The sequence below is a fragment of the Brevibacillus parabrevis genome (assembly GCF_022701015.1).
In the GTDB taxonomy this organism is placed as follows: Bacteria; Bacillota; Bacilli; order Brevibacillales; family Brevibacillaceae; genus Brevibacillus; species Brevibacillus parabrevis.
On record NZ_CP064090.1, the window covers coordinates 4,182,591 to 4,198,774 of the forward strand.

General features: G+C 51.2%; 12 protein-coding genes. 2 read left to right on the forward strand and 10 right to left on the reverse strand.

Going from position 1 to position 16,184, the window contains the following annotated elements:
* The 9 genes from IRJ17_RS18970 to IRJ17_RS19010 form a co-directional block, all read right to left on the reverse strand.
* Nucleotides 1-3,471, reverse strand: a complete 3,471-nt coding sequence (locus IRJ17_RS18970) for a DUF4132 domain-containing protein (protein WP_242771528.1) — start codon at nucleotides 3,469-3,471, stop codon at nucleotides 1-3.
* 26 nt (nucleotides 3,472-3,497) lie between these two features.
* Nucleotides 3,498-4,637 carry a VWA domain-containing protein gene (locus tag IRJ17_RS18975; protein ID WP_242771531.1) on the reverse strand — a complete coding sequence of 380 codons (1,140 nt, stop codon included), beginning with the start codon at nucleotides 4,635-4,637 and terminating at the stop codon, nucleotides 3,498-3,500.
* On the reverse strand, nucleotides 4,622-7,003 hold the full coding sequence (locus IRJ17_RS18980; RefSeq protein ID WP_242771534.1) for a DUF5682 family protein: 2,382 nt from the start codon (nucleotides 7,001-7,003) through the stop codon (nucleotides 4,622-4,624). The genes IRJ17_RS18975 and IRJ17_RS18980 overlap by 16 nt, the downstream gene beginning before the upstream one ends.
* Nucleotides 6,964-8,064, reverse strand: a complete 1,101-nt coding sequence (locus IRJ17_RS18985; protein WP_173595930.1) for an ATP-binding protein — start codon at nucleotides 8,062-8,064, stop codon at nucleotides 6,964-6,966. Before IRJ17_RS18985 ends, IRJ17_RS18980 begins: the two co-directional genes overlap by 40 nt.
* 96 nt (nucleotides 8,065-8,160) lie before the next feature.
* On the reverse strand, nucleotides 8,161-8,571 hold the full coding sequence (locus tag IRJ17_RS18990; protein WP_242771537.1) for a DUF2268 domain-containing putative Zn-dependent protease: 411 nt from the start codon (nucleotides 8,569-8,571) through the stop codon (nucleotides 8,161-8,163).
* A gap of 52 nt (nucleotides 8,572-8,623) precedes the next feature.
* A complete protein-coding gene (kynA, locus tag IRJ17_RS18995) occupies nucleotides 8,624-9,484 on the reverse strand; it encodes a tryptophan 2,3-dioxygenase (RefSeq protein ID WP_122963353.1) in 861 nt (286 codons plus the stop codon).
* A gap of 269 nt (nucleotides 9,485-9,753) precedes the next feature.
* On the reverse strand, nucleotides 9,754-10,572 hold the full coding sequence (locus IRJ17_RS19000) for a hypothetical protein (protein ID WP_242771540.1): 819 nt from the start codon (nucleotides 10,570-10,572) through the stop codon (nucleotides 9,754-9,756).
* Between the two features lie 160 nt (nucleotides 10,573-10,732).
* Nucleotides 10,733-11,365, reverse strand: coding sequence for a hypothetical protein (locus IRJ17_RS19005; protein ID WP_242771543.1), 633 nt, complete (start codon nucleotides 11,363-11,365; stop codon nucleotides 10,733-10,735).
* Nucleotides 11,366-11,833: 468 nt separating this feature from the next.
* Nucleotides 11,834-12,445, reverse strand: coding sequence for a DedA family protein (locus IRJ17_RS19010; RefSeq protein WP_122963354.1), 612 nt, complete (start codon nucleotides 12,443-12,445; stop codon nucleotides 11,834-11,836).
* 253 nt (nucleotides 12,446-12,698) lie between these two features.
* On the opposite strand from IRJ17_RS19010, the gene IRJ17_RS19015 reads away from it, so the two are divergent.
* Complete coding sequence (locus IRJ17_RS19015) at nucleotides 12,699-13,196, forward strand: cation:proton antiporter regulatory subunit (protein ID WP_122963355.1); 498 nt, start codon at nucleotides 12,699-12,701, stop codon at nucleotides 13,194-13,196.
* 1 nt (nucleotide 13,197) lies between these two features.
* Nucleotides 13,198-14,451 carry a cation:proton antiporter gene (locus tag IRJ17_RS19020; RefSeq protein ID WP_242771545.1) on the forward strand — a complete coding sequence of 418 codons (1,254 nt, stop codon included), beginning with the start codon at nucleotides 13,198-13,200 and terminating at the stop codon, nucleotides 14,449-14,451.
* 111 nt (nucleotides 14,452-14,562) lie between these two features.
* On the opposite strand, the gene IRJ17_RS19025 is transcribed toward IRJ17_RS19020, so the two are convergent.
* Nucleotides 14,563-16,182 (reverse strand): SagB family peptide dehydrogenase, encoded by a 1,620-nt coding sequence (locus tag IRJ17_RS19025; protein ID WP_242771547.1) that lies wholly within the window; start codon nucleotides 16,180-16,182, stop codon nucleotides 14,563-14,565.
* Nucleotides 16,183-16,184 lie beyond the last annotated feature (2 nt).

The window sequence follows — 16,184 nt, forward strand, 5'->3', positions numbered from 1 at the left end:
TTACTTCCCGGTAGCACGCACGACATCGTAGAGCGTTTCACTGAAAATCCGCGCCGGAAGCGTCGCCAGCTTCAAGCGGTCGATCGGCTTGAAGTACATGTACTTGTACTGGCTGTCGTCATTCGGGTAAAAAGCGAGGCTCTCCAAAGTGACGTCATCCATGCCGTCGTAGTACGAAATGCTCGCCCCGCTGATTTTCAGCTCGGCCACGACATTGCCGTACAGCTTGTAAAACTCGTAGTAGAAGCCCGCATCCTGCGGAGTGCCTTTGATCCAGCCGTATTTCTCCATCGTTTTGGCAAAAGCGGTTGGCGTGTAGGCGCCGTCCGGGAGCCGCAGCACTTCGTCCGCTTTCAGCTCCTCTTCTGTCGGCAGGAACAGTTCGCGGTTCAATTGGTCAAACGGCTGGGAAATTTCGTAATCTTCCAGCTGAGTGCGCCAGCCTGCCAGCGTCTCTTCGTCCAGCTCCAGCGGATGCACCAGGCCGATTTGCGCTTGTTCTGGCAACTCGTATTCGTCCTCGTCAACGGTGTTGAACGTTCCGTCGTCCATATAGCGGAAAGTGGCCGCGAGCGAACCGTCCTCGTAAACGCCCCAGATCAGGCCAATCGCGAATTTTTGCATCAGCACATTTTCCACAAACAGGCGGTTCCACGCTTCTGTCGTCCAGTAGCGCGACTTGGACAACGATTCTTCCAGTCGCAGCGCCTGCAGCTTGACCATGCTTTTCAGGTCTTTTTTCAACTGGGCAAAAGTCGCTCGTGCCTCTTCCGCCAGCTGCTGATCGTCTTTTTGCGTCGGAGCAGGCAAATTTTTGACCGCCTTGCCCGTGCTGTCGTTGGTCACTTCCAGCTCCAGCTCGTTGCTGACTTTTACCGTAAACGTGCGTTCGCCATAAGAGAAAACTTGCTTGCCGGACGCATCGAAGCCAAGCTGGGTAACCAGCCGATCTTCCAGTTCTTCCGCTGAAATTTTCAGGTTGGCCGCCGCCATGCCCAGCGCTTCCTCTGCCGCAGAGCGGACTTGCTTGTTTTTGATCGTCCGTTTGATCGAATCGATCTGCCGCAGCGCTGCCAAATCTTCCGAGAAGGACAACGCCCGCACTCCTTCTGCGGCGAGCGCTCCGCGGGAGTAGTCCGTCCATTCCTTGATCATCTGGCTGATCGTATCGACCGTCCGTCTGTCACCGAGCGCAATCGCGAGCGGCATGACCCATTTTTCTTTTGCCACCGCTCCCTGGTCGAGCCACGAACGAAGCACTTCGGCAACAAAATCGGCGGCCGACGCGGCGGTGAACTGAGCTTTCAGCAGCAACACATGCGGAGATGGGGCCGTTGGCGATTCCAGCGATTGCGTCAAAATGTACTCGATCAGTTCTTTGCCCAGCTCGTTGCCTTGCTCGTCGCGCAGTTGCGGAAGCAATTCGATCGGCAGCCATTTGATCCGGGCGAGCTTGCGTTTGTCGATCAGATTGCCCAAATTGGCGATGCTGGCATCTGGCCCTTGGCCGTCTGCCTCGATCAAGTTTTCGAGCAGCGCCTTGAACTTGCTGTTTTTCTCCTTTTGCAACAGGTCCGCAAAAATGTCTTTGCGGTTATCCAAGGTGCGAATCGCATCAAGCGCCCATTCCTTGACTTTCGCTTTCTTTTCCGTGGTGTACACTTCTACGCACAGTTCCTCGTCCTTCGCGTGCAACAAGGCCGCATTGGCGAGTCCCGTCACTTTTTTCGACGAATCGGACAGACCGAGGCGAATGGCCTGGTTGCGCACCTCGCGCGACACAGGCTGGTTGGCGTCCAGAAGCGTTTCCAGCACAAACAGGCGAACTTCTGTATCAAACTTGTCGAATGCGTCGAGGCATATTTGCGGATAGGCGCGAACGAGCGACTGATAGTGCTCTGCTTTGACTTCTACGTGGTAGTAGAGAGAATTTTTGATCGCCAAAATTTGGTGAACAAGCTGTTTGATATCTGTCTCAGGATCTTGTTCGTACATGCCTACGAGCTTGATCAAGTCGTTCTGGAAAGCATGGACGTAGCACATATGTCCAACCATGCGCCCCGACTTGCCGACGAATTTGCTCATCGCCGCCGTGAGTCGAGCTACAAAAGGATGCTCCACTGGCAAGAAGCTGAGCAAAATCATTTGCTGTCTGACGCGGTCGAAATCTTCCAGATGGACGTTTGCCAGCGCTTCTTCCAGCGTGTCTTTGCCCTCCAAATAATTGGCCAGCTTTTGCGTTCCTTTCATCCGGCGCAGCGCATCCAGCGCAATCGCTTCCAGCGTCGTGTCCGCAGCGGACAGGTCGACTCCCTGATCGGTCAGCTTTTTGTACAAATACCCTTTCACAATCGGAATCGCAGCGATGTCCAGGGCGCGTCTGGATTTTCCGAGGTCAGCCAGCACGACCTTTTCCAGCTGCTCCCAATTGGTAGGCGGCTGGAGCAAGTGGCTTCGCATGGCTAAAAGCAAGTCGTATGGCTCCTCCATCTTCACGAGCTCGCGCAGGCGGACGTCGTGATCCAAAATGTCGAGCGGGTACAGCTCGAACATCACTTGCAAAGCCGCGAGCAGCTCGCGATCGCTCTCTTCAGGCTCCGCGAGAAACGCTGTCATTCCGCCCTTGACATGCATCCTGTAATACGCCAGGCTGAGCATGATTTCGAAGTAGCGCTTCAAATGCCTCTGATTGAGCAAAGAGCTTTCCGATGAAGATTCATCCGGGAAGTGCGTCTCGCGCACCTGCGCTTTTTTCTCCTTGCAGTACGCCGGATAGAGCGACTCGCTGGTCAACGTGTTGCTGTTGACTGGCAGCACGGCAACTTTTTTGGCCATTTGCCATATTTCCGCGACGTATGCACGGGTATCGCCCGTCACCAGGTGGTAGTAAACAGGCTCAAGCTTCTCTCCCAATGATTCCAGCAGGTTTGGCGAGATGGCGTAGGCGTAGGCGAGCAAAAGGATGTGCTTGGAGCGCGCAAAGACAGAAGTGTAGTCCCGGCTGATGCTTGCCCGGTAGTCTTCCACCGTTTTGCGCAAAAACTCGCGGAACAACGGCATACCGAACTGCTCCACAGTCTTTTTCATCGCGTCATACGATTTTTGCTCGACAGCCAGAAGCTCTTGCAGGCGGCTTGCATCCACGTCGACGTCGCGCAACTCAATCGCATCCAGGAAGCAGCGCTCCATGACGTTTTGCTTTTCGTAAAAGCGGTGGCTGGTCTTGTACAATACTTCCGCGGCACGATAAAAAGCGGTCTCGTCTCCGCGCTTTTTCAGTTTGTCCAACTGCGGCATGAGCGCATATCCGTAATAGCGCTGATCTTCGACAATCGGCGGGCATTCGTTTGTCTCTTGCGTCAAGTAGTCCGAGATGCTGTCGATCAAATGGGCGTTCTGCGGGCTGTCTGATTTGTAGCGCTCCAAAAATGTCCCAATGATCGGATGGGCGTCGAGTTTTTTCAGTACCATCTGGCTTCCTCCCTTGTCTTCCCCGTTTATTTGATGATCTTGCCAATCCATTGCGATAGCTGGTCAGGCGTTAGCGCAGCGACGTGCGCGCCCATGTCCGCAAGCACGCGGGCAGCATGCTTGTTGTATGTAGCGTTTCCGTTGAAATCAAGCGCGGTCAGCACGAGAAACTTGCAACCTGAGTCGATGATCTCTTTGCTTTGGCGGTACATCTCTTTGATCGGATACCCTTCCTCCAGGTCGCTGACCAAAATGAAGATCGTCTTGGACGGATTCTCCAAAAGCGACTTGCCGTAGCGGAGCGCCTGCGCAATGTGGGTCCCCCCGCCCAGTTGCACGCTCATCAGCACATCGACCGGGTCATCCAGCCTGTCACTCAAATCGACGACCTTGGTGTCGAAAATGACCAGGTTCGTTTTCAGCGCCGCCAGCTTGTAAAAAATGCTCGCCATCACGGCGCTGTAAATGACCGAGTCCATCATGCTGCCGCTCTCGTCGACGACGATCACGATGTTCCATTTGTTGTGGTGCTGGATGTTGCTATGAAAATACAGCTCGTCGATCACAAAGCGCTTGTTGGCCCGGTCGTAGTTTTTCAAGTTTTTGCGAATCGTTTTGTGGACGTCCAGATTGCGCATCGTTTTCGTGTAGCCGCGCCGGAAACGGTTGCGCTTGCCCACGATGCTCGTCTGGATTTCCGCTTCCAGTTGGCGGCGCAGCTCCTCGACGACTTTGCGAACGATTTCCTTGGCGCTTCTGACGACCTCGCCCTTCATCCTGCCCTTGAACTGGAGGATGTTTTTCAGCAGGGTCATGTTTGGCTCAAGGCTTTCCAGCACTTTTTTGTCTGTAAGCAGCTCGGTCATGTTGTAGCGCTCCAGCGCCTGCTTTTCCAAAATTTCCACCGTTTCTTTCGGGAACAGCTTGCGGATTTTTTGCAGCCAGGTCGGCACCGTCAGCGTGGAGCCTTCCCGGCCGCCTTCTTTGCGGTAGCCTTGCTCTTCGCCGTGCTCCCGGCCGTACAGGAAATCGAGGATCGAATCCAGCTCGCGGTAGGCAAAATCGGAGCGGCTGTAGTCACCGCACTCTTCCAGCGTATCTTCTGCCTGCGCGCCTAACAGAAGCCGCCAGCGGTTCATGGCTTCCCGCTTCAAATGAGGTTCCATCTGGCAAACTCCCCCCTGATCCTGTCGTCAAGCAACCGCGCCCGCTGCAAAACTGGCTCGGCAACGGCTGGAGCCGTCATTTCTTCGGCTGTCGTCTGGAACAATGCACCGACTTTTTCCGCCAGCATGCTGATTTCCATTGGTCCGAAAAACGCAAAAGCCAGCCGAAGCTGCGGCACAAGCTGCAAAAAACTGTCGTAGTCGAGCCTGATAATCATCTGGTTCAAATCGGAAAGGATGCTGTCATCGTCAAACAAATAATCCCGGCCGACGAGGAAAACACCGTGCAAGTAGGCGGCGGTGTGCTGCATCTTTTCCGGCGTGCCGAACATGTAAGCCCGTGCCCTGACGCTGATCTCCCCGCGCTCCAAGGCACCAAGATTGCACAAAATCGCGGCGGCGGCCCCTTCCAGCATCGCTGGCAACGTCGGAACCGCAAGCAGCGTCTGCAGCTGGTCGAGAAAAATGTCCCGGGAAGCTTCCGCCTGTTTTTGCTCGCTGATCATGTACAAAAATTTGAACTGCTCGGCGATTTCCGGGCATTCGTCAGGGTTGGGGCTGCTCAGTTCGGAAATTTTCGCCACAGCCTGGTAGTACACCTCATCGACAAGTGACTCCAGCCGTGCCGTGTCTGTCAATCCGAACAAGCGCCTTTGCTCGTGCAAAATCGACAGTGTTTTCAACGTTTTGCACAAGGACAAAAAGTGTCCGTCTTCCCTGACTGCCGACACGACAGCTGCAAACAACCGCTCGCCAAGCTTCTCCAGTCCCATGACAACCGCCATGAGCAGCCATTTCGCCAGCATGTGGCTTTGGTGCTGCGGCAGTTCCTTCATCATTTCTTCCAGCTTTTGCGCCGCCGCTTCTTTCACGGTTCCGCCGTAGACAGAAGCCTCGATCAACCGCGCTTCCACGTAGGAAGAATAGCTGTAGCGCCACGTCTCGCGCACGAGATTGACGTACTTGTCGTTCAGCCAGTCCGGCCCGGCTTCCTTCGTGCAAAACTCTGTGCCCAAAAAGTGGACACAGTGCAAAAAACGGCTCGCTTCCCTGTGCGATCGCTTGGCGTACAGTTCCAACACTTTTTGGTTGCGCCCCGTTGTCGTAATCGTCAGTTTGAACGCTTTGCACGTTTCCTTAAAATCGCGGACAATCGGGACGTCGAGGTCGTTGGGCGCCACTTCGCCGATGCCTTCGCCTGTCATCAGCTCGCGCAGTGTCTCGATCGGCTTCGCGGTGGCGATGGAACGCTCGCCTTTTGTAAAGGCAGACAGCACGGAGTCTTGCAGCTCATACGCCCCGCCCTCCGACTTTTCGCGCATCACGGCAAGTCCGCTGATCAGGCTGTACGCCTCAATCGCATCTGCCGTCGAGACGATCTCGCCCTTTTCGCGCAGCCGCTTCACGAGTTGCGCCAAGTACGACAGCGCGCTTTTTGAAAAAGGCGTCTGCTCCTTTTTCCCCATGGCATTCCATACCGTCTCGTAATAGTGGACGTACGGCATGCCGCTGGCGTAGCCATTCAGCTGGTCGGCTTCCTGGTAGGTGTACACCATCGGATATATTTTTTCGTCTTTGACTTTTTGAATCTTGTAAGCCGTCTTTCGGCTCTCCAAAAGCCCGTATGTATGAAACCCGCCCGTCACCACGAGAATTTTTTGATATTTCTCTTTGGCTTCTGCAATTTTTTGGCGCATATGCGCTTCGCGGATCAAGTCTCCCTCTGCTTCGAGCGTGGCGTCGTCGTAACATTTTCGCGACAAATAGCAGTAGGCGAACACGTCTTTGACAAACTCTCGCGTCGGCTTGCGAATGCCTTCGACCTCGAAAACCCGCTCCCACAGTTCGTCGAAGTTGCGGCATCTCATCGTTTCGCACAGCCGGGCAATAAACTGCGACCCGGCCAGCATCCGCTCATCGTGGTAGGAGAGCTTCTGGTTCTGCTTTTTCAGATCGTGTCCGTCTTCCATGCTCTCCAGCCGACTGCCGTAGCCAAGATCGATGAAAGCGGCGGGAATCTCTCTGCGCTTTGCCTCGACGAGGGCCACATACTCCGGCGAATAGGTGAGAAACGGGAAATAGCAGACGTATTTTTTCTCGCCCGAAGCGTAGGCGTAGTAGATGCTTACGGGCGGCTTCGTCTGCTCAGCCGTCAATATCGGGATGAGATGGTTGCTGTTGTCCGGCCCTTCGATCAAGATGATCTGCGGCTCGTATTCCGCAATCGTCTTTTGCAGATGAAAGGCGCAAGCAGGACTGTGGTGCCTGATCGGAAAATAGACGACCTGCTTCGCCAGATCGTATACTTCCTGCTCGACCAGCCTGTTTATTTGATCCATTTCTTCTCGTTGTAGTACGCTCCCCATAGGCCCTCTTCCTTTGCCCGTTCTTTGACCACCTTCGTGAAGTACGTTTTCAGCACGCCAGCATCCTTCTGGTTCTCCTTGACGACAGCTCCCTGCAAATTTTGCACGAGTCGCTCCATCGTCATCGGCTTGCCTTCGTAGTAATGAGCGGTCATCGCGCTTTGCACGTACACCGATACAGCTTCAGCCGTGCTCATCACCGATTGTGGCGAGTCGATTTTGTAGCCTTCCTTCGTCTGCCCTGTGCGCAGTTCCATGAAAGTCGTCGCCAAAATTTCCACAACATCGCGGTCGATCTCGATATCCACGCCGCTGCGCTGCAAGATCATTTTCGCCTGCGATTCGATAATTTGCGCTTCCATTTTCACGTGATTGATCGGCGCAATCGTCTCGAAGTTGAACCGACGCTTGAGGGCGCTGCTCATCTCGTTGACGCCCTTGTCTCTCAGGTTGGCGGTAGCAATAATATTGAATCCGGGCTTGGCAAACAAAATGCCGTCCGCAAGCTCGGGAATGTTCATGACTTTGTCGCTCAAAATACTGATCAACACGTCTTGCACTTCAAAAGGGCAGCGAGTGATTTCCTCAAACCGGGTAATAATGCCTTTGTTCATCCCCGTGTACAAAGGCGATGGAACCAAAGCTTGCAAAGAAGGACCTTTGTCCAGCAGCATGGCGTAGTTCCACGAGTATTTGATCATGTCTTCGGTTGTGCCTGCCGTACCTTGAATCGTGTTGGTGCTCGTGCCGCTAATGGCAGCAGACAGCAGTTCGCTCAGCATGGTCTTGGCTGTTCCCGGTTCGCCGACCAGCATCAGGCCGCGGTTTCCTGCAAGTGTCACAATCGCTCTTTCGATCAGGGCATCGTCGCCGTAAAACTTCTTCGTGATCTCGATTGCCTCTCCCTCGTAGGGAAGCGGTTTGTCAGCACCCAAGATAAAGTCGCGGACCGCTCGTGGCGACATCTGCCAGTTTGGCGGCTTTGCTCCCGTATCGTTGGCCCGCAACGCATTAAGCTGCGCTGCGTACAAGACTTCCATAGGCGGCTTCATCGTTTCCATCCAAATGCCCACTCCGTTTCCGCTTTTTGTCGTGCAATCATTTCTCGACGTTCTTCTGAAAATGGGACTGCGACTGCTTACAGTCCACAAAATGGCTCATCTAAAAAATAATAAGCAAAATGATCTTGGTAAATGAAGGGTATTTGTGCCCAATATTAGGAAGAATATGTGAAAATTTGCGCTTGGAGTCCTGTTGCGCGGTAATTCGGGGTGGGATGTTTGCACTTCGCGGAGCAGCTCTTCCGGTGAGGTCGCGGTCCATTGCTCTACTGTCAAGTCGGGATGATCATGCAAAAACGTCTGCACCAGCCTGTAGCCTTCGCTGTAGCCGAACACTTGCGGAATGCCATCCTGGCCGCCAAACATGATCTTTTGCTGCAACGCAAGCTGGGTGGAGTCCAGATGCTGTAGCATGGTGCGCCTGCTTTCTACCTGTTCGTCGTCCGGGAAGGTATCGATGATATTGAAAAGAGCCGTTTCAATAGAAACAAGCGTGACCGAACACATCTGTCCGCACGCCTGTATGGTGTAGCCTTTTACAGTTCTCTCCTGGTTGGTCCTACAGCTGCGTGCGCAAGCTCCACAGCTCAGGGAAGAAACGATGGTCCAGCGCTCTGCGCAAATAGCCGACGCCGGAAGAACCGCCCGTTCCCTGCTTTTGTCCAATAATCCGCTCCACGGTCGTCATATGATTGAAGCGCCACTGCTGCTGCTGGCTGGCGATATCGACAAGCTTTTCCGCCAGCTCGTACAAATCCCAATATTGATTCACATTGCGGTACACGGTCAGCCATGCCTGCTCGACACTATGATTCGGCTGGTACGGCTGCGACCAGTCGCGTTCCAGGCACTCGGCGTCAATCGGCAAGCCCCGCGCCGCCATCTCCTTGATCGCCGCATCGTAAATGCTGGGAGCATGCAAAACCGCGTCCAGCTTGGCATGAAGCTCAGGCTGATGCTCGTACACAGCCAGCACATGGCCGTTCTTGTAGCCAAGCGTAAATTCGATCAGCCTGTTTTGAAACGATTGAAAACCGGACGAATGCCCCAACTTGTCGCGGAACTGCAAGTAATCCGCAGGCGTGAGCGTCGAGAGCACGTCCCACGATTTAATCAGCTGCTGCTGAATCCGCGACACCCGGGAAAACATCTTGAAGGCAGGCTCCAGCTCGTGCTTCGAAATACAGTCCATGGCAGCGCCCAATTCATGCAAAATTTGCTTCATCCACAGCTCGCTTACCTGGTGAATAATGATGAACAGCATCTCGTCATGATGAGTGGAGAGCCGCTCCTGACTCGCCAAAATCTTGTCCAGATGCAAATAGTCGCCGTACGTCATTTCTTTTTGAAAATCGGTATGGATTTCCTTTTCCAGCGAGGTCTTGTCTTGTTCGTTGCTTTCGTGTTGGTGGGGATTCATCTGTGATGGCCTCCTTTTTTGGGTGGAGAGGGAATGGATGTGATGTATACGCTTTCATAAGTTGTGTTTAAATTCTGATAGCACTATGTTTTATTTCTTCTTGGGCGGGTTTGTTCCTGCTGGTTTTGGCGGATTTTTGCCGAGTGGACTTTCTGGAGGTACTAGGTAGCATGCGTCTTGCAAAAAATTGGTTCCGAAGCGGCTTATGTCACGATAAAATCGGGTTCGATCTAGTAGGCTCAAAATAGTAAAAGCCTCTTGATCAAAAATCAAGAGGTAGCAGTTTCAGCTTCAGTTGCAGTATTTTCGACTGTTGAAGAGTCTTTTTTCAAATCATCTAAATCCTCAATTAAAAATTCTTTCTCGATTAACTGTTCTTTTGTAATTATCCGGTTTCTTTTGCAAAGCTCAGGTGTATAATTGTCACCCAAAAGATAGCTATCAGTTTTTACTGGATGAAGTAAGTACCATTTTTCTTTCTGCCCTTCCTTGTTAATCTCGATTGATACTACCTTTTCAGTTTTAAAAGCAAATACCTTGTTTAAAGGAGTTAGTAAAAGTAGGATTAAAGGTGAAAATATGAATAAAATCATAGCTAAAAAAATTAATAGATCGAACGACTTTGTATGGTATACTTCCCCTACTATTGGTGCTATAGAATAAGGCACTATAACAATGGAGAATATGAAATATATTCCAGTCGCTAACAAGAAAAACACTCGTTTCCTAGCACTAACTTCATCTGTAACCTTTTTTCGACTTGCAGCCATGCAAAATATTAGATAGAAAAATAAAATAACATAAATTAAAGCAGCCAAAGCAATCCAATTATTATACAAGTGCTTTTTATCTACAAAATAGTCTCCAATTTGAAGCATGAAAATAGTAACAATAATCATGCGAAATAAGAAATGAACTATTTGATGGAGAAGCCTCTGTTCTTTGGTATAAATTTTCTTTTCGATTTCTTGAGCAGTTATAAACGTTACTGGTGAAAATGTTATTACCCTAATCACAACTGCTAAAACGGCTACTATTATTGACGGTACCTGTAAGATTGACAACAGTTTCATTACCAATTCTTCCATTATTTTCCCTCCCGACACTTTTATTTGATGAATAAGTTAATGACTGTATTCATAAAAGTACTTTACTTCCCCCCCTTCGTGAAAGTTCAGACAAATAGCTGTTCTCCACTGACATAACTCTCCATCTAGCATTCTCATCAATCTTTCAACTCACGAACCTTCATTCCTCTTGATAGGCCCTTTGTTTCTCTCTTAAAAGCCGCTTTTTCTTCGTATCTTGTTCAATCTCCCATATAATTTGTTGAATCACTGGTGACGGAAAGAAGTGCTTACTTCTACTTTTAGGATTTATGTATCTTTTTAGATGTCTTTTTAAAAATCTGTGAATTTCTTCAAGACTAATGCAAATAAAACCTGGTACATCTCGTCCATCATCGGTAATTAATACTTTTCCAACCTGATGATATTGGCCGGATGCTACCGGCTCTGAAGATAATTTCACCACTAGATCATCAACCCTAGACTGTGAGAAGAAGCCTATTCTCTCTAGCCCATACCTCAGTCTATCCATTCTTCTTAAGCGAATGTCATTAGGTGTTGATTTACCTGCCTTGACTTCACATATGATGCCTATATTTTTATTGTTATCAAAATTACGGAAGAGTAGCTCATGCTTGTCTGTCTCCCTCCCCCCAATTAATTCATATGTATATTTTTGCCGAATAGCCAAAATATCAATATCGGCACTATGAGTTGAGTCAAGTCCGTCATTATGCAATACAAAATTGTCTAACAGGAAAAAACCATTCAATCTGAAGTACCAATAAGCCATTTCCTCTGCGAAGTTTTTCATTTTTTCCTCCAAGCCTACGATTTAAAAGTAAGATAATAGAGTCTGACAACTTTCCCTAATCTTAATTCCCTTCATTAAATTGCATTGGTAGTCTTACCATATATTAACTACCTCAGTTGGCATTGGTTCAAACACATTTCTTGTAAGAAGCAAGATATTGTCCTGAGGTGTACTGCTATTGATCACAATTCTCCTTTTCTTGTTCCCGTCGTACTCACTACACCGCTTACCGACAAAATATCGATCAAAGACTTTCACTGCCCCGCCAAACCCATCGAAGGAAACCGCCTTTCTCCCGCACTATATCGAGAGGCAGCAAGCACTTGTAGAACCATCAACCCTTTGTTGTTCAATACCCTCATTCATTTTCTACTCCCCTCCCGGCTGACACAAAGAAACCACCCCTCCCGCAGCAGCAAGAAAGATGGCTCTTAACCAACAACCAAACAACTCCCCAAACCCAACCACTCACCCGCCACTCCGACGCTTCCGCACAAACACCACCAAAAAACCCACCCCTACTACACCAATCCCTATGTACACAAACTTCGAATACACATCCATCACGTGCAAAACCTGCTCCCACGACTCGCCAAGCAATGCCCCCACCAGCACCAGGGCAATATTCCACAGCAACGTCCCGATCGTCGTAAACAGCAAAAACAACGGCAAGCCCATCCCGGTCATGCCAGCCGGGATGGAAATGAGACTGCGCACGAGCGGAATCATCCGGCAGAACAGGATCGTCCAGTAGCCGTATTTGTCAAACCAGGCGTCCGCCTTCTGGATATCTGTCTTTTTGATCCGCAGCAAGTGCCCGTACCGCTCCACGACCTTTTCGATTTTGCTCACATCCAGATAGCGGCCAATTGCGTACAGCAGGACCGCCCCCAGCACCGAGCCCAATGTCGCCGCCAAAATGACACCAGGCACCGTCAAGGTCGTGCGCGTCGTCATAAAGCCGCCGAACGTCAAAATGACTTCTGACGGGATCGGCGGAAACACGTTTTCCAGCGCCATCATCAGGAAAATGCCCAGATAGCTGTATTGTTCAATAAAATGCGTCAGCCAGTTTTGCATGCTACCCCTCTTTTATCTCATCCGAAGCTTTTTCTTCAAGTATAGAGACGATTTCCTTCCAGTTCAAATGGAAAGCGAACCGAAGGAAGCAAAAGTTTGCCCGCCTGAATCAGACCTCAAATGAAATGTGTCATATTTTTTGCAAACTGTTTCGAAATGTAGACTTTTCGCATCATTTAAGTATATGATTATATTAGCAAACAATTATTTGTTTGTCGAAATTAGTGGATTCCACTTTTAGGAGGCGTACACAATGTTGAATATCAGGGAATCGGATTTGCCGGGAATCGGGCGCAAATACCAGGTGGAGACAAGAAACGGCGACAAGCTGATTATTATCCTCCACGACGACGGACAAAGGGAGATTTACCATTTTGACAAAGACGACTGGGATGAAAGCATCTCCATGGTCACTCTGGATGATCAGGAATCGCGCCAGCTGGCCGGAATTATTGGCGGGATGACCTACAAGCCAAAAGCGCTGGAAACGATTGAGATGGCTCTCGATCAGCTCGTGATTGAATGGTACAAAATCGAGCCCGGGGCTGCGTGCATCGGAAAATCCATCGGGGAACTGGACATTCGCCAGCGAACAGGGGCTACGATCATCGCCATTATCGAGAAAAACCAAAAGCAAAAAGTGAGTCCGGGACCGGAATGCGTCCTGACGGCAGGCGTTACGTTAGTTGTGGCTGGCGAGAGAGGGCAGGTGAAAGTGTTAAAATCTACACTCATAACAGGGGGGGCTTGATTTGGAACACATCGTCTTTGAAATTGGTCTGGCTATCGGTTTAATTGCAATTGCCGGGTTTATCTCGCAAAAACTCCGCTTTTCCATCGTACCGTTCTACATCCTCATCGGCATGGCCGTAGGGCCGCACGCCGCCTCGATCGGCTTGATCGATTTTCGATTTATTGAAAGCGAACCGCTCATTGACTTCATGGGTCGGATGGGTGTTTTGTTCCTCTTGTTTTACGTCGGGCTTGAATTTTCGGTTGGCCGTCTGATCAAGGCAGGACGCTCTATTGCGATCGGCGGCACTATCTATATAGGCATCAACTTTACGCTTGGTCTGCTCTTCGGCTACTTTGCCGGGGTTCCGTTCAAAGAAATTCTCATCATTGCCGGTATTACGACCATCTCCTCTACCGCCATCGTGGCAAAAGTGCTGGTCGATCTCAAACGGACCGCCAATCCGGAGACGGAAATGATTCTCGGAATGATCATGTTTGACGACTTGTTCCTCGCTGTTTACTTGTCGATCATGTCCGGTCTCGTGCTCAGCGGTGCAACTTCTGTCGTTGGCGTGCTCACCTCTGCGCTGATTGCACTCGGCTATATGCTTCTGTTCATCATTGTCGGGCGCAAGCTGGTTCCGTTACTCAATCGCGGGCTCAATATCAAATCGAATGAACTTTTCATGTTGACGGTCTTTGCAGGTCTGTTCCTCGTAGCCGGCTTCTCGGAAACCATCCACGTAGCCGAGGCGATTGGAGCCTTGCTCGTCGGTCTGGTCCTTGCAGAAACGGTCCATATGAAGAGAATTGAGCATATGATTCTCCCCTTCCGCGACTTTTTTGGCGCCATGTTCTTTTTCAGCTTCGGCTTATCCATTGATCCGCTTCAGCTTGGCGGAGCGGTCTGGCTTTCCTTGGCAGCCGTCGCCATTACCCTGATCGGGAACTACACGGCAGGGCTTTTGGCTGGCCGCAGCGCAGGCTTGTCGGCACGCGCCTCCTCGAATATCGGTTTGACGATTACCGCACGCGGGGAATTTTCCATTCTCATTGCGAACATGGGCAAGGCAGGCGGACTGTTGGAAATTTTGCAGCCATTTACGGCGCTTTACGTACTCATTCTGGCGATTCTTGGCCCCATATTGACCAAAGAGTCCAAGCATATCCACAATTTGCTGTGCAAAGTGGTTCCTCTGGAGAAAATGTTCCAAAAAAGAGGCGCAACCGCTCCGGCTGCCGCGCAAAAAACGGAGAACCATTCGGGATAACCACACTTTGACGCCAGCACTCTGCAACTAGCTGTACACAAAAAAACAGGATGCCCCCGCTGCGAACATACACGTCACGGGAGTGATCCTGTTTTTTTGACTTCTCCTTTTCTAGCCATGCAAGCTCCCCTGCAACCGCGCCCGCTGGCGGTAAAAGCCGACAGGCACTTGGATGAGACACGTCTTGCTTTCCTGCGGCAAGCCGTAAATCTCGTCGCTGCTCGCCACATCGTACCCAAGCAACGGATGTCCGCCCAATCCGCAGGAAAAGGCAGCGAGCAATAGCGCGTGCAAGGCGATCCCCGCCTGCATCTGCTGAATGCGATAGCCGCGATACCCCCAGCGCTCCAGCAGATGGTTGCTTTCCCCTGCGATATGAAAGCAAAGCGGCACCTGGTACAGACTGACATTGTCGAGGGTCATTCCGGCTTGCAGTTCTGCCCGCTGGTCGCCGTGCCGCCGCTGTGTCAACAAGCCGCTTGCGGGAGCGCAAAAGTACGCTCCGTCCTCCAGTTCGTCCACCTGGTGAAGACAGACGCAATACGCCAAACATCCGTTGTTCTCGTGTCCCAGGTCATGCTGGTAGTGCAAGGCTGTATACGCACGCCGCACAAGCGTTTCCAACTCTTCTCGCGTCAGCTTGCCCGCGACAAAATCCAGCTCCGGCGAACTTCGGCTGCGGCAAAATTCCGCGAAATCCAGCGCTGGCAGCCTGTCTTTTGCCGCTTCTGTCTCTCCGGGCTTTCCCCGCAGTTTTCCGCCGTCTTTTTCCGCACCAAACGGTCTTTCCCTGACAAAACAGTCCGTTGACTCATACAGCGCAGCCTGGTGCATCTGGCGTAGCAAAGGGTAGTCTTTTCGCGCGTTCGAACCGATCTGATGGCGGTGGCTCAACGGCTGTAGCGATTGCACGAGCTGTTCCGCCGAGACAGGCTCTTGCGCATCCGCGCTGCTCTCAGTCAATGTTAATGCCGAGTCTGCCGTTGTCTCGCCTGTCTGCTGCGGACTCAGCGCAAGCGGCAGGATTGCATACACGCTTTCCTCGTTCCCGTCCAAGCCGAGCAGCCCGTTGACAGCCCGATCCAGAAACAAGTAGTGGACACTGGCCTGAATGCCGTACTTATCGGCCAAAGCCAGCCATTGCCCGAGCAGCACACCCGTATCCAACCCTTGCAAACGGTACGAAAACAGATCGTATTTAAAAGCATTTTTCCAAAAGTAAGTGGACACGAAAACAACTCCAAAGCAGTCGCGGAGCGCAAAACGCTGGCCGAGCGAGCTGGTTACATAGTCATCGAAATCTCCCTCGCGCAACAGGACGAGGCGATGATGCGCCACATCGTAATGATAAATCCCTTGCCTCAAATAGGAGAGCTTCAGATACAAATACACCTCGTTCGGGTACAGCGCTCCGCCGGAAGGAATCGCCCTGCGGTACGACTGAACGAAAAAGCTCTCTTCTTCCGGGGCCCCTTGCCCGAAAGTCATCTGGCTGACTTTTGTCAATCCGTACGCGTAATAAAGCATGCTGCCCAGTTGGACAAGTGACGGCTCCTCTGTGATCTGTTCGCCTATGAGCGACAAAGCGACTTCCCCGGGCAGCGTTACGGCAGGCAAGCCTTTGTACAGCTTGTATGGCAGTGGCGCATCGTCCCAATTCACTTCCAGATCGGGCGGCCGGACTTTTTCGGTAGCAAAATGCAAGTCGTGCAAAAACGTCGCAAGCTTCATCA